Annotated in this window: 10 protein-coding genes and 3 pseudogenes; 5 read left to right on the top strand and 8 right to left on the bottom strand. The window is 70.7% G+C overall.

Annotated elements, in window-relative coordinates; translation table 11 throughout:
• Positions 1-250: pseudogene (locus AWQ68_RS36335) on the top strand (hypothetical protein); the annotation flags it as partial.
• Between the two features lie 433 nt (positions 251-683).
• Here AWQ68_RS36335 and AWQ68_RS41685 read toward each other — a convergent pair.
• Positions 684-1,081: pseudogene (locus AWQ68_RS41685) on the bottom strand (transposase); the annotation flags it as partial.
• Between the two features lie 26 nt (positions 1,082-1,107).
• Here AWQ68_RS41685 and AWQ68_RS36330 point away from each other — a divergent pair.
• Positions 1,108-1,812, top strand: a pseudogene (locus AWQ68_RS36330) (IS701 family transposase); the annotation flags it as partial.
• 104 nt (positions 1,813-1,916) lie between these two features.
• On the opposite strand, the gene AWQ68_RS36325 reads toward AWQ68_RS36330, so the two are convergent.
• The 4 genes from AWQ68_RS36325 to AWQ68_RS36310 all read right to left on the bottom strand — a co-directional run bounded on the left by AWQ68_RS36325 (position 1,917) and on the right by AWQ68_RS36310 (position 5,644).
• Positions 1,917-3,077: a PP2C family protein-serine/threonine phosphatase gene (locus AWQ68_RS36325; protein WP_066950009.1), complete on the bottom strand. Its 1,161-nt coding sequence runs from the start codon at positions 3,075-3,077 to the stop codon at positions 1,917-1,919.
• Between the two features lie 122 nt (positions 3,078-3,199).
• Positions 3,200-3,979, bottom strand: coding sequence for an alpha/beta fold hydrolase (locus tag AWQ68_RS36320; protein ID WP_066950006.1), 780 nt, complete (start codon positions 3,977-3,979; stop codon positions 3,200-3,202).
• 57 nt (positions 3,980-4,036) lie between these two features.
• Complete coding sequence (locus AWQ68_RS36315) at positions 4,037-4,993, bottom strand: sigma-70 family RNA polymerase sigma factor (RefSeq protein ID WP_084464798.1); 957 nt, start codon at positions 4,991-4,993, stop codon at positions 4,037-4,039.
• Positions 4,994-5,023: 30 nt separating this feature from the next.
• Entirely contained in the window at positions 5,024-5,644 is a 621-nt protein-coding gene (locus tag AWQ68_RS36310; RefSeq protein ID WP_066950003.1) for a TetR/AcrR family transcriptional regulator, read from the bottom strand.
• Positions 5,645-5,692: 48 nt separating this feature from the next.
• On the opposite strand from AWQ68_RS36310, the gene AWQ68_RS36305 reads away from it, so the two are divergent.
• Together AWQ68_RS36305 and argG are read left to right on the top strand one after the other, a co-directional pair.
• Positions 5,693-7,906, top strand: a complete 2,214-nt coding sequence (locus AWQ68_RS36305) for an ATP-binding cassette domain-containing protein (RefSeq protein ID WP_066950000.1) — start codon at positions 5,693-5,695, stop codon at positions 7,904-7,906.
• Positions 7,907-8,052: 146 nt separating this feature from the next.
• Positions 8,053-9,501 carry an argininosuccinate synthase gene (gene argG / locus AWQ68_RS36300; protein WP_066949998.1) on the top strand — a complete coding sequence of 483 codons (1,449 nt, stop codon included), beginning with the start codon at positions 8,053-8,055 and terminating at the stop codon, positions 9,499-9,501.
• A 62-nt stretch (positions 9,502-9,563) separates the two neighbouring features.
• On the opposite strand, the gene AWQ68_RS36295 is transcribed toward argG, so the two are convergent.
• From AWQ68_RS36295 to AWQ68_RS36285, 3 genes are read right to left on the bottom strand one after another with little or no spacing between them, the layout of a single operon-like run.
• Positions 9,564-10,385 carry a hypothetical protein gene (locus AWQ68_RS36295; RefSeq protein ID WP_157546304.1) on the bottom strand — a complete coding sequence of 274 codons (822 nt, stop codon included), beginning with the start codon at positions 10,383-10,385 and terminating at the stop codon, positions 9,564-9,566.
• Positions 10,386-10,418: 33 nt separating this feature from the next.
• Entirely contained in the window at positions 10,419-11,303 is an 885-nt protein-coding gene (locus tag AWQ68_RS36290) for a hypothetical protein (RefSeq protein ID WP_066949992.1), read from the bottom strand.
• Positions 11,300-11,626 (bottom strand): PadR family transcriptional regulator, encoded by a 327-nt coding sequence (locus tag AWQ68_RS36285; RefSeq protein WP_066950037.1) that lies wholly within the window; start codon positions 11,624-11,626, stop codon positions 11,300-11,302. The genes AWQ68_RS36290 and AWQ68_RS36285 overlap by 4 nt, the downstream gene beginning before the upstream one ends.
• 192 nt (positions 11,627-11,818) lie before the next feature.
• On the opposite strand from AWQ68_RS36285, the gene AWQ68_RS36280 reads away from it, so the two are divergent.
• Positions 11,819-12,913 (top strand): SPFH domain-containing protein, encoded by a 1,095-nt coding sequence (locus AWQ68_RS36280; protein ID WP_245656450.1) that lies wholly within the window; start codon positions 11,819-11,821, stop codon positions 12,911-12,913.
• Positions 12,914-12,945 lie beyond the last annotated feature (32 nt).

The raw sequence follows: 12,945 nt of genomic DNA, 5'->3' as shown, positions 1-12,945 counted from the left end.
TGCCGCCGGGCTGGAGCAGGAGATGTGGTCGGTGCTCACGCTCTACCAGCTTCTTCGGACGGTGATGGTTGACGCCGCTGAGTCCCGGCCCGGCACCGACCCGGACCGCTGCGGCTTCTCCATCGCCCTGCACACGGCCCGTGATCTGGTCGTTCAAGCCGCAGGCGTCACCGACCTCGGCACCAACCTGGTCGGGGTCATCGGGCGCCGCGTCCTGGCCATCTGCTTCCGCCCCGCCGCCCGCGGGTGAGCACCCGCAAGGTCAAGTCACCGATCTCCCGCTACAACGAACGACGCGACGACGGCCGGCCAGACCGCAGCCAGCCCGTCACCGCTCTCACCATCGCCGTCCTTGCAGCACCCACGGAGCTCCCGCTTCCTACGGCGTCCCGGGACGACCGGCTCACCGCACTGATCGACCGTCGGAGGGAAAGGGTCCTGGCCCTGCTCCAGGAAGATCCCGGCCGATCCTGGCGCCCCCGGGACATCGCCCGTCACCTTGGCGATGTCACCCTGAACACCATGTATCGGCAGCTGTCGCGCTGGGCCGATGGACGACTCATTCGCAAGATCGGGCCAGGCATCTACACCGCCGGGCCAATCTCCGCATCGCTCTTGCCACCAGACCGGAAACCTTAACTACCCGGCCTTGGGGGTTCCCCCAGAAGTGTGGACACCAGCTGTTATGCGGCGAGTAGCACCTTATCGGGCTGCTTCTCGTAGTCGATGGGGCTGAGGTAGCCCAGGCACTGGAGTGTCTCCTTCGGGTGTTGTAGCGGGTGATCCAAGCGAAGGCGGCCAGCCGGGCGGCGTGGGCAGAGGGCCAGCACTTGGCGCCCTGGAGCGTCTCGCGTTTGAGGGTGGCGTTGAGGGCCTCAGCGAGCGCGTTAGCCGCGCTGGTGCCCACCGCTCCCATCGACTGGCGCACCCCGAGCTGCCCGCACACGGCGGCAAAGTCAGCGGAGGTGTATTGCGCCCCGTGGTCGCTGTGAAAGATCGCCCCGATCAGGGTTCCGCCCCGGGTGGCCGCGGCTGCGCGCAGCGCGTCGGTCACCAACTCGGTGCGCATGTGATCGGCGATCGGCGCTGGCTGAGGAAGCAGAGCAGGCGGGCCGGATCGCCCAGCGGCGGCGGCGCTGCCAGATTCCTGATGACGAGCGGCACCGCCCCAAGTGGCAACTCGCCCTGGACATGCTCGATGAACTCGCGGTTTGGGGGCATGTGCCGCCGCTGGTGGTGGCCGATGCCCAGGGCACCACCAGCGCCCACGCCGCCGATGCCGTGCCGGAGACGACGCCGTATGCGGGGACGGGCCGCCGGCCGGCCGCCAGGTACCGTGCCAAGCCGTCCAACCTGCGTGAACTGGTGATGTCCGCAGGCCGTTCCCGGCTGCGCCGGGTGACCTGGCGATACGGCAGCAAGCACACCAAGGGCAACCCCACCGCGAAAATGACCTCCCGGTTCATCGCCTTGCGGGTGCGCCCGGCCAACCGCGACATCCCTCGCAGTGAGGACGGCCAGCTGCCCGAGTGCTGGCTGCTGGCCGAGTGGCCTCCCGGTGAGAGCGAGCCCACCGACTACTGGTTGTCCACCCTGCCGGCTGATATCCGGCTGCGGGAGCTGGTACGTCTGGCCAAGATCCGCTGGCGGATCGAGCATGACTACCGCGAGCTGAAGACCGGCCTTGGCCTGACGCACTTCGAAGGCCGCTCCTTCACCGGTTGGCACCGCCACGTCACCCTGGTCTCGGCCGCACACCTGTTCCTTACCGAACTGCGCTTGACCAGCCCAAAAGCAGCTGGGGCGGCCTGACCTTCTACAAGATCCTCCACATGCTCCAGGTGCTACCGGCGACCTGGGCAGGCCGATGCCCCACCTGTCACCAACGCCCACCATGACGATCTAACAAAGTCCTACTAGCTCTGCTCGGCGTGCCGGGTCACCGAGCGGTCGACGGTCAGGCGTCGCCGGGACCTGCGGCGCAGGGCGAGGACGGCGATGTCGTCCCGAGGGTTGCCACCCGTGAAGTGGGCCAGGTCGGCGCGGAGCGTCGCGGTGAGCCGCTCCGGCGGGAGCTCCCCCCACCTGCGCAGCCGTGCCCGCAGGGGATAGAAGTCGCCATGCGCGTTCCGGGCATCGGTGACGCCGTCGGTGCACAGCACGAGGGTCGCGTCTTGGGGGAAGGCGAACCGCTCCACGACGTGGGGATCCCGCGTGAGCCGGGCGAGCCCGAGGGGCACCCCGGTGCCCGGCAGCGCCACCGCCGCCGCCTGCCCCGAGCGCAGCAGGTACGGGGGGATGTGGCCGCAGTTGACGGCCCGCACGTGGAGCCCGCCGTCGATGTCGAGCAGGAGAGCGGTCACGAACCGCTCCGGCTCGCCCGTCTCCGTCGCGAAGCGGTTGTGCCGGACGACCGCCTGCTCCAGCGCGTCGACGATGACGCTGAGGGCGGGTTCGCGGTGGGCCACGTCCCGGAATGCGCCGAGGACGGCGAAGGCGGCGCCGATCGCGGGCAGTCCCTTGCCCTGGACGTCGGCGATCAGCACCCGGGTCCCGTACGGCGACGCCGCCACCTCGTAGACGTCCCCGCCCACCATGTTGTCCTCCTCGACCGGCTGGTAGACGCCCTCGACCGTGACCTGCTCGGTGACGAGGGGGAGCGGCCGGAGAAGCTGCCGCTGCAGAGCCGCGGTGGTGGAGCGCAGCCGGACGAGCATCTCGTCGCGGTGGGTCCGGTACCGGCAGGTGACGATGCTCAGCGCGCCGAAGGCCGCGGTGAAGAGCACCGAGAGCATGTTGCCGAACAGGTTTCCGCCGAGATAGACGGCGGAGCAGCCGACGATGGCGGTCGCCCACAGGGACGCCACCACCGTCTGCCGCAGGGTGCCGACGCCCGCGAAGAACGCGGGCAGGAAGACGAGCAGCGGGGCGAGCCGTACGCGGGTGCCGGTGGCGATGTCCAGCACGACGACGACCGCGGTGAGCAACACGAGCCAGGCCACGAACGCGGCCGTCGAGAGGAAGCTCCGTCGTGCCTGTCCCCCGGCCGCGTCGCCGGATCGTCGTCCATCGGTCATCGCCGTTACCACCCGTCCGCTGGATGGCGGCCGGCCGCGTCGCCGTTGGCCGCCATCCGGGGTTCGCCCCTCCTGCCAGGATGCGCCGGGGAGGGCAGGAGGGGAAACGCGGGGCGGACAGGTCATCGGCCCCCGCGTCGGATGGGCATGTAGGTGGGGTTCGCGGGAACGGTGAGGAAGTCGTCGACCAGTCGGGCGCACAGGGCGGGCTTCTCATGCAGGAGCACGTGCGACGTGCCCGGCACCACGGCCAGCTCGGCGTCGGGGATCGCCCGGTACAGGGCCAGCGCGTGCTCCAGGTGGACGATGTCGTCGTCGGCGGCAACCACCAGTGTGCGGGCCGCGACCACGGACACCTCGGCCTCGGTCAGGGCCAGGGGGGCCGCCGCGATCGCCGCCATCACCTTCGCGGCCACCACCTGGAAGTGGTCCCGCCCGTCCGGGGAGACCTCGGCGTACGCGGCGACGACCCGCTCCGGCATCGCGCTCCCGTCGCCGGACGGCGCGACGATCATGCCCTCGTGATGGAACGCCGTGCTGATCAGCACCAGCGCGCGCACCAGATCGGGGCGGCGCAGCGCGACCGTCAGCGCGATCGTGCCGCCGAAGCTGTATCCGGCGAGGTTGACGGGGCCGCCCGCCTTCTTGGCCGCGAACTCGCAGAACGCGATCGCGTCCTCGATCAGGAAGGGCAGCGTGATCGGCCCGGGCGCGTCGGGCGTGCGTCCGTGCCCGCGCCGGTCGGGCATGAAGACGGTGAAGCGGTCGGCCAGCGTGTCCAGGTTGCCGGCGAAGTCCCTGGAGTCGCTGAAGCCGCCGTGCAGCAGCACCAGGGCCTCGGCGCCGGACCCCCGTTCGTCGTACCAGGTGGGGATCCCGTTGATCTCGGTGTAGTCGGTCATGTCGCGTCGTTCCTCTCGCTGAAAGGTTCTGTCGCAGGGTGTACGACGCGGCCGCCCCTAACTCATCGCGGGCGGCGAGTCCGGCAGGCCGAAAAGGTCGAACAGCCGGGTGTCGCCGAGGTAGGAGGTCGTCGACGCCACGCGTGCGCCCTCGATCTCCAGGACGACGAATCCGAACCGCCGGTACCCGCCGGCGCCGTCCGGCAGGTAGTGCCCGAAGGCGGCCGTTCCGTTGGCCGCCACGGGCACCAGCCGGGTTCCCGCGCACGGCCTTCCCGAGTCGACCAGCGCCCGCTCGATCGCGTCCCTGCCGCTCAGCCACCACGCGAACGGAGGCATCGACATCGTCGCGTCCTCGCGCAGCAACGCGACCAGCGCCGCCACGTCGTACCGCTCGAAGGCGTCCACATAGCGGGCCAGCAGCGCGGGGTCGACGGGGTCGGCGGCGCGCGCGGGCCCGGCGGGAAGGGCGGCCCGCGCCCGCTGCAGGGTGCTGTTCACCGCGGCGACCGTCGTGTCGAGCAGTGTCGCGACCTCGGCGGCCCGCCAGCACAGGACGTCACGGAGGATCAGCACCGCGCGCTGGCGCGGCGACAGGACCTGCAGCGCCGCGACGAACGCCAGGCCGACCGTCTCCCGCGCCACGGCCGCCTCCGCCGGATCGGCGGAGCCGGGCAGGACCAGCGAGTCGGGCGCCGGCTGCACCCACGCGTGCTCGGGCAGCGGCGCGCCCAGATCCGGCCCCTGCGTGGCCGGTCCGAGGTCCATGGGGCGGGCCCGGCGCGCGGCGCCCCTGAGGAGGTCCAGGCAGATGTTGGTGGCGATGCGGTAGAGCCAGGTCCGCAACGAGGCCCGCCGCTCGTCGTAGTCCGCCAGAGCGCGCCAGGCCCGGAGCAGCGTCTCCTGCACCGCGTCCTCCGCCTCGAACGGCGAGCCGAGCATCCGGTAGCAGTAACCGGTCAGCTCGCCGCGATAGCGGTCGAGATCCGTCCCCGCCGGGTCGCCCATGGCCATGGGCCGATGCTACGGGCGGACGCGAGCGGTTCAGCGGGGCGGGTACGCGGCGGCGAAGACCCGGGTGAGCCGGGGGACCAGCCGGGTGAACCGGCCTTCCTCGTACGTGACACCGGGCTGGTTGCCGAGCTGCTGGGAGACGACCCCGGCGATCAGGCTGGTGGCCAGGTCGAGGCCCTCCTCGCCCGCGGCGTCCGGGTGCAGCTCGCCCCGCTCCACAGCGCCGCCGATCAACTCCTTGAAGTGCTCATGGACGGCCAGGGCCGGCGCGTACGCCTCCGGCGACGGCGTGAAACCGGGCACCGGCCGCCAGAACAGCAGTTGGGCGAGGATCTGGTTGGCCATGATCCACCGGGCCCCGGCCTCGAGCGCGGCGCCCATGGCGGCCAGGCCCGGCTCGTACGGCTCGGCGGCCCGGCGCACGGCGTCCCGGTAGCCCTCCTGGCCCTTCTTGAACAGCGCGTCGTACACGGCGTGCCGTGACGAGAAGTACTTGTACAGGGACGGCGGCCGGACGCCGAGCCGCCGGGCCACGGTGGACAGGCTCAGTCCCGCGACCCCCTCCTCCGCCATCACGTCCAGCGCGATGGCCAGGATCTCGGCCTTGGTCTCGTTCCGCCGGCGCGATCTGCGGTCGGGAATGTCGCCCATGAGATGTAGCTTAGGCTAATACTATTAGCCATACCTATGGGGGATAGCGTGTCGCGCGACATCATGCTCAGCGGCCTGCGGCAGAACAACCTGAAGAACGTCTCGCTGCGGCTGCCGAAGGAACGCATCACCGTCTTCACCGGCGTGTCCGGTTCGGGCAAGTCGTCGATCGTCTTCGGCACGATCGCGGTGGAGTCGCAGCGCCAGCTCAACGAGACGTTCAGCGCGTTCCTCCGGCACCGGCTGCCCAAGCACGAGCGGCCGCGCGCCGAGCGCATGGCGAACCTGACCGCCGCCGTGGTCGTGGACCAGAAGCCGGTCGGGGGCGGCGCGCGGTCGACGGTGGGGACGATGACGGAGATCCACGCCGTCCTGCGGGTGCTGTTCTCACGCCGGGGCGAGCCGTCGGCCGGCCCCGCGACGGCGTACTCGTTCAACGATCCGCAGGGCATGTGCCCGGAGTGCGACGGCCTGGGCTGGAAGATCGAGCCGGACCTCGACAAGCTGATCGATCCCGACCTGTCGCTCAACCAGGGCGCGCTGGCCCTGCACCCGATCGGCAGCGCCGCCTGGCAGATCTACGCGGAGTCCGGTCTGTTCGACCCGGACAAGCCGCTGCGGGACTTCACCGACGAGGAGCGCAAGCTCCTGCTGTACGGCAGCGGCTTCAAGGTCCAGCGGGGCAGGTACCAGAACACCTACGAGGGCGTGGTGCTCCGCTTCGACCGGCTCCACCTCAGGCGCGCCCGCGAGGAGATCGACCCGGAGGTCGGGTCGATGGTGCGCGAGCGCACCTGCCCGCTGTGCGTCGGGACCCGGCTCAACGCGGCGGCGCTGGCGTCCAGGATCGACGGGCGCAACCTCGCCGACTACTCGGCGATGGAGGTCATCGACCTCATCGGCGTGCTGGAGGGGCTGGCCGACCCCGCCGCCGAGGCGGCCGTGGAGTCATTGCGCAGGATCGACGCCATCGGCCTCGGCTATCTCAGCCTCGACCGCGGGACGTCGACGCTGTCGGGCGGCGAGGCCCAGCGGCTCAAGACCGTGCGGAACCTGGGCAGCAGCCTGACCGGCATGACGTACATCTTCGACGAGCCGAGCGTGGGCCTGCACCCGCGCGACGTGCACCGGCTGGCCGACCTCCTGGTGGAGCTGCGCGACAAGGGCAACACCGTGCTGGTCGTCGAGCACGACCGGCACATGATCGGACTGGCCGACCACGTGGTGGACATGGGGCCGGGCGCGGGCACCGAGGGCGGGCGCGTGGTGTTCGAGGGCACGGTGGCCGGGCTGGTCGCCGCCGACACGCCGACCGGCCGCATGCTGCGCCGCGCGACCGTGATCAAGGAGCCGGTACGCGCGCCGACCGGCTGGCTGACCGTCGCGGACGCCGACGCGCACAACCTCAAGAACGTCACGGTAGGGGTGCCGCTCGGCGTGCTCACCGCGGTCACCGGCGTGGCCGGGTCGGGCAAGAGCACGCTGATGCGGCGCGAGCTGGTCGCCCGGCACCCGGGCACGATCGTCATCGACCAGTCGGCCATCGCCGCCACGCCCCGCTCGACGCCGGCGACCTACCTGAACGCCATGGATCCGCTGCGCAAGCTGTTCGCCACGGTCAACCGGGTGGAGCCGGGGACGTTCAGCTTCAACTCGACCGGCGCGTGCCCGGCGTGCAAGGGGCGCGGCGAGATCAAGACCGACCTGGCGTTCATGGATCCGGTCACGCGGGTGTGCGACGTCTGCGGGGGCAGCCGGTACAGCGCCGAGGCGCTGTCGTACACGGTGGGCGGCCGGACGATCGCGGACGTGCTCGCCATGACGGCCGACGAGGCGGCCCGGGAGTTCGACCTGCCGGGCGTCGGCAGGCTGGGCGAGCTGGGGCTGGGCTATCTGACGCTCGGGCAGCCCCTCAGCACGCTGTCAGGAGGGGAGCGGCAGCGGCTCAAGCTGGCGCACCGGCTCCGCGAGCGCGGCAAGGTGTACGTGTTCGACGAGCCGACCACGGGGCTGCACATGGCCGACGTCGACACGTTGCTGGCGCTGCTGGACCGGCTGGTGGACGAGGGCAACACGGTCATCGCGGTGGAGCACGACCTGGACGTGGTCAAGCACGCCGACTGGGTCATCGACATGGGCCCGGAGGCCGGCCGGAACGGCGGCGAGGTGATCTTCGAGGGCACCCCGGCGGAGCTGGCCTGCGCGTCCACCTATACCGCCAAATATCTCGCGAAGTCGCTCGACGGCCCCGCGTCGTCGTAGCGCCGGCCGCACCGCCTCACTGGCCGAACTCCGCCGCGACCTGCGTGCCACCTCGTTGCTCTTGAGGCGGAAAACTCACCACCCGCAGGCGTGAACAATGCGGCGGCGTTGCATGGCCATGCACGAGTATGCATATACTTGTCCTCGTGTCCAAGGTCCTCACCTCTCTGCCTGTCAGCGAACGTGTCGGTATCGCCTTCTCCGGCGGTCTCGACACCTCGGTAGCGGTCGCGTGGATGCGGGAGAAGGGTGCCGTGCCGTGCACCTACACCGCCGACATCGGCCAGTACGACGAGCCCGACATCGGGTCGGTGCCGGGGCGCGCCAAGGCGTACGGCGCGGAGGTCGCCCGGTTGGTCGACTGCCGCGCGGCCCTCGTGGAGGAGGGGCTCGCCGCCCTGGCCTGCGGAGCGTTCCATATCCGGTCCGGCGGCCGCACCTACTTCAACACCACCCCGCTCGGCCGGGCGGTCACGGGCAGCCTGCTGGTGCGCGCGATGCTCGAGGACGACGTGCAGATCTGGGGGGACGGCTCCACCTTTAAGGGCAACGACATCGAGCGGTTCTACCGTTACGGCCTGCTCGCCAACCCCTCCCTGCGGATCTACAAGCCGTGGCTGGACGCGGACTTCGTCAGCGAGCTCGGCGGCCGCAAGGAGATGTCCGAGTGGCTGCTCGCTCACGACCTTCCCTATCGGGACAGCACGGAGAAGGCGTACTCCACCGACGCCAACATCTGGGGCGCGACCCACGAGGCCAAGTCGCTCGAACACCTCGACACGGGCATCGAGAGCGTCGAACCGATCATGGGTGTGCGGTTCTGGGACCCCGCCGTCGAGATCGCCGCCGAGGACGTCACGATCGGCTTCGAGCAGGGACGGCCGGTGACGATCAACGGCAAGGAGTTCACCTCCGCCGTCGACCTGGTGCTGGAGGCCAACGCGATCGGCGGCCGGCACGGCCTGGGCATGTCCGACCAGATCGAGAACAGGATCATCGAGGCCAAGAGCCGGGGCATCTACGAGGCGCCGGGAATGGCGTTGCTGCACGTGGCGTACGAGCGTCTGGTCAACGCGATCCACAACGAGGACACCCTCGCCAGCTACCACAACGAGGGACGCCGGCTCGGCAGGCTGATGTACGAAGGCCGCTGGCTGGACCCGCAGGCGCTGATGCTGCGCGAGTCGCTGCAGCGCTGGGTCGGGACGGCGGTCACCGGCGAGGTGACGCTGCGACTGCGGCGCGGTGAGGACTACTCCATCCTGGACACGTCCGGACCGGCGTTCAGCTACCACCCGGACAAGCTCTCCATGGAGCGGACCGAGGACTCCGCCTTCGGGCCGGTCGACCGAATCGGTCAGCTGACCATGCGCAACCTCGACATCGCCGACTCTCGCGCCAAGCTCGAGCAGTACGCCAGGATCGGCATGGTGGGCAGCCCCCATCCGGTGTTGATCGGTGCGGCGCAGGCGGCCTCGACCGGGCTGATCGGCGCGATGCCCGAGGGCGGGGCCGAGGCGATCGCCTCCCGCGGAGAGGTCCCCGCCGACGACGAGCTGCTCGATCTCGCCGCGATGGAGTCCGGCACCGACTGACCGCCCGGGACGGCGGACGGGCCCGCGCGCCTGCGGGCCCCCGCCACCGTGGGCGAGCGATCTCAGATGCCGAACTCGTCGTTGACCCGCTGCTCCAGTTCCCTGCTCCTGGGCAGGAAGGCGGGGTAGAAGCGCTTGCCGCATTCGAGGTCGTCGAGCGCCAGCTTGATCTCCTTGTTCAGGTAGCGCCGCGCCTCGTCCGGGGAAATGGTGATCGGCCGGAAGACGTCTCCCTTGGAGCTCATGGTCTTGTGGCTCCTCTGGAGATCGCTCTGGACCGTCTTCAGGGCCCACTCGTTCAGGGCCACCGGGTTGGTGGCGGTCACCCGGTAGCCCTTGCCGCTGAGGCAGTCGGCCATGGCCGAGGCGAGTTCGACGAGCGTCGGGTCGCCGTCGAGCTCCCGTTTCCAGAGTCGTTGGAGCGTCTCGCTGGCCTGGCCGGCCCAGTCCCCGGAGGACTTCACGTTCTTGCCGGTGACCTGCCTGATCGCCTGGACGTCGCAGTTCTCCCGGGCCTTCTTGTAGGCGCCCAGCTGTGCGGGCGACAGGTCGTTGATGATGGCGGTATTGGGATCGGCGTCGTCGTCCAGGCTCTTGTCGGGGTGGACGTACGAGCTGAAGACGCCGAGGCCGCGCTTCGAGCGCGAGGCCTTTTCCTCCGCGTAGTCGAAGGGCTTCATGTCCTGCTCGCTGATCTTCGGCTGGTACACGTACGGGACGTATCGGAAGCCTTTCGTCTTCATGCAGTCCGCCGTGGCCGCCTGGATCATGTGGGCGTTGTCCTGTGTGGGCGAGGGGGCGGCCGACGGCGACGCGGCGGTGCCGGTGCCGCATCCGGCGAGCAGCGCGAGAACGGCCAGAGGCAGAAACGATCTTCTGGGCATGCGGAGGACCATACTCTGTTAAACGAAGTATGGTCAATCGAGAAGGACGCGACGCCGCCCGCCATATCGGACGAAGGCCGCCAGCGCGGTCAGCAGCGCCAGCAGTCCCCAGTAGGCCAGGTGCTGCCGCGTCAGGACGTCGAGATGCTCGCCGAGCTGGTCGGAGACGACCAGCAGGTACAGCGCCGCCGCGAGCCCCCACCGCTGATCGCCGGCCACGCGCGCCGCCCAGACGGCCAGGCCGAGCACGGCCACCTCCAGGATCATCCGGCTGAGGCTGATCGGGGCGGGCGTCTCCTGGGCCATCCACTGCGGCCCCGCCCAGGCGGCGAACGGCACGGCGGCCAACCACCACCAGGACCTGGTGCGCGGCGCCTCCCCGACGGCGAGGGCCAGCAGGCAGCAGCAGACGAGCCCGTAGCCGACCGCGACGGTCGCCGGAGCGCTCGCCACGAACATCGGCCGGTCCGTGAGGAAACTCGGATAGACCGGCAGCATGGTCACATCGACGACCTGCCATCCGCTCGCGATCGCCACCGCCTTGACGCCGGTCAGCAGCACGAGCGGGAGCGCGAGCCGTACGCGGCCGCGGACGACGGCGAGCAGCGCCAGCGCGGACAGCACCATCCACAACGGGATCGACCCGGCATAGGGCAGCATCGCCGCGAGCTGCACGGCCATCACCGCGGTGGCGCCCAGGTGCAGGCCGTCCCGCCAGGCGCTCCCGCGGGCCGCGTGCCGCACGCGCTCACGCAGGCCGCCGGCGAGGAGGCCGGCCGCCTCCCTGAGCTCCGGGGTCGTGCGGTCCGGCGCGGCGCAGTCGAGCAGGACGCCGACGAGCTCCGCGCCGTGCGCGGCGCGATAGGCGGGCGGATAGGCCAGCAACAGCAGCCGGTAACGGCGTTCGAGCGGCGTCATGCGAAGCTGGTGCGCTTCATCACCAGCGCGGCGGCCTCGTGCATCCGGCGCGCCTCCGCCTCCACCACGGACTGGCCGGAGTCGGAGATGCGGAAGTAACGCCGGCTCCGGCCGTTCACCGTCTCCTCCCGGTCCACCGCGATCAGGCCGCGGTCGCCGAGGCGCTCCAGGATGCCGTAGAGGGTGCCGACGGACGGTCTCACCCGGCCACCCGAGAGCTCGCCGATGACCTTCATGATCGCGTGACCGTGCAGCGGGCCGTCGAGCAGCGCGGTGAGCACGTAGTACATGGGCTCGCTGACTTCGTCGGTCCCCCTTGGCATGCCGCAGAACATAACACGGACGGTGATCGCCGATCTCAGCGCGGCGGTGGGGAGGAAAACCACGGGTCCGCCCAATAGTTGTGGGTCTGTTGGTAGATTGCCGGGCTTGTTATCGTCGTCGGCGGTGCCGTGCACGGGCCGCCCGGCACTGACGTACGGGGAGTAGCAGAACGGCGGGGAAACGTGAGCTTGATGGACCGCATCCGCGGTGAGTTCGTCGACATCGTCGAGTGGACGGACGACAGCAGAGACACGATCGTCTGGCGCTTCCCGCGCTACGAGAACGAGATCAAGATGGGCGCCCGGCTGGTGGTCCGGGAGTCCCAGATCGCCGTCTTCGTCAACGAGGGCCGCATCGCCGACGTGTTTCCCCCCGGCACGTACGTCCTGGAGACGCAGAACCTCCCCCTGCTGGCCACGCTGAAGGGCTGGAAGTACGGCTTCCACTCGCCGTTCAAGGCCGAGGTCTACTTCGTGAACACCCGCCTGTTCACGGACATGAAGTGGGGCACGCAGAACCCGATCATCGTCCGCGACGCGGAGTTCGGCATGGTGCGGCTGCGCGCGTTCGGGACGTTCGCGACCCGGATCACGGACGCCGCCGCGCTCCTGCGCGAGCTGGCCGGAACCGACCCGCAGTTCCGCACCGAGGAGGTGCGCGAGTACCTGCGCCAGATGATCGTGGGACGGCTGGCGAACGCGCTGGCCACCGCGGACGTCCCCGTCCTCGACCTGGCGGCGCATCAGGACGCGCTCGGCGCGCGCCTCGCGGCCGTCCTCAGCGACGAACTGGCCCCCGTCGGCGTCGCGGTGCCCACGTTCATCATCGAGAACATCTCCCTGCCGCCGGAGGTCGAGGCGGCGGTCGACGCGCGCACCCGGATGGGCGTCGTGGGCGACCTCGACCAGTACACCCGGTTCCAGACCGCGAACGCGATCGGCGACGCCGCCCGCAACCCCGGCGGCGCGGGCGAGGGCATCGGCCTGGGCATGGGGATGGCCGTCGGGCAGCGCATCGCCGCCGGCCTGGCCCCGCAGGCGGCTCCGGCCGACGCGGCGGGCGGCCCGCCGCCGCTGCCGCCGCAGGAGCAGTGGTACGTCGCCGTGGACGGCCGGCAGCAGGGCCCCTATGACGCGAACGCGCTGCCCGGTCTCGTCCGAAGCGGTGAGCTGACCCGCGCCAGCCTGGTGTGGCGCGCGGGCATGGCCGCCTGGGCACCGGCCGACCAGGTGCGCGAGCTGGCTCCGCTGCTGTCCAGCGTCCCGCCGCCGCTGCCGCCGGCCTGAACGGCGCGTCCCCCTTCCCCCCTGTCCGTCTT

The sequence above is a fragment of the Microtetraspora fusca genome (assembly GCF_001570365.1).
Classification (GTDB): Bacteria; Actinomycetota; Actinomycetes; order Streptosporangiales; family Streptosporangiaceae; genus Microtetraspora; species Microtetraspora fusca.
Note: the sequence above shows the minus strand (reverse complement) of the source record. Positions and strands in the feature narration are given on the sequence as shown.

Bases quoted from the DNA above. Each gene is read 5' to 3' on its own strand.
- AWQ68_RS36325 (WP_066950009.1), bottom strand. From the start codon at position 3,077: ATGACCGATGGACGACGATCCGGCGACGCGGCCGGGGGACAGGCACGA.
- AWQ68_RS36320 (WP_066950006.1), bottom strand. From the start codon at position 3,979: ATGACCGACTACACCGAGATCAACGGGATCCCCACCTGGTACGACGAA.
- AWQ68_RS36315 (WP_084464798.1), bottom strand. From the start codon at position 4,993: ATGGCCATGGGCGACCCGGCGGGGACGGATCTCGACCGCTATCGCGGC.
- AWQ68_RS36310 (WP_066950003.1), bottom strand. From the start codon at position 5,644: ATGGGCGACATTCCCGACCGCAGATCGCGCCGGCGGAACGAGACCAAG.
- AWQ68_RS36295 (WP_157546304.1), bottom strand. From the start codon at position 10,385: ATGCCCAGAAGATCGTTTCTGCCTCTGGCCGTTCTCGCGCTGCTCGCC.
- AWQ68_RS36290 (WP_066949992.1), bottom strand. From the start codon at position 11,303: ATGACGCCGCTCGAACGCCGTTACCGGCTGCTGTTGCTGGCCTATCCG.
- AWQ68_RS36285 (WP_066950037.1), bottom strand. From the start codon at position 11,626: ATGCCAAGGGGGACCGACGAAGTCAGCGAGCCCATGTACTACGTGCTC.
- AWQ68_RS36280 (WP_245656450.1), top strand. From the start codon at position 11,819: ATGGACCGCATCCGCGGTGAGTTCGTCGACATCGTCGAGTGGACGGAC.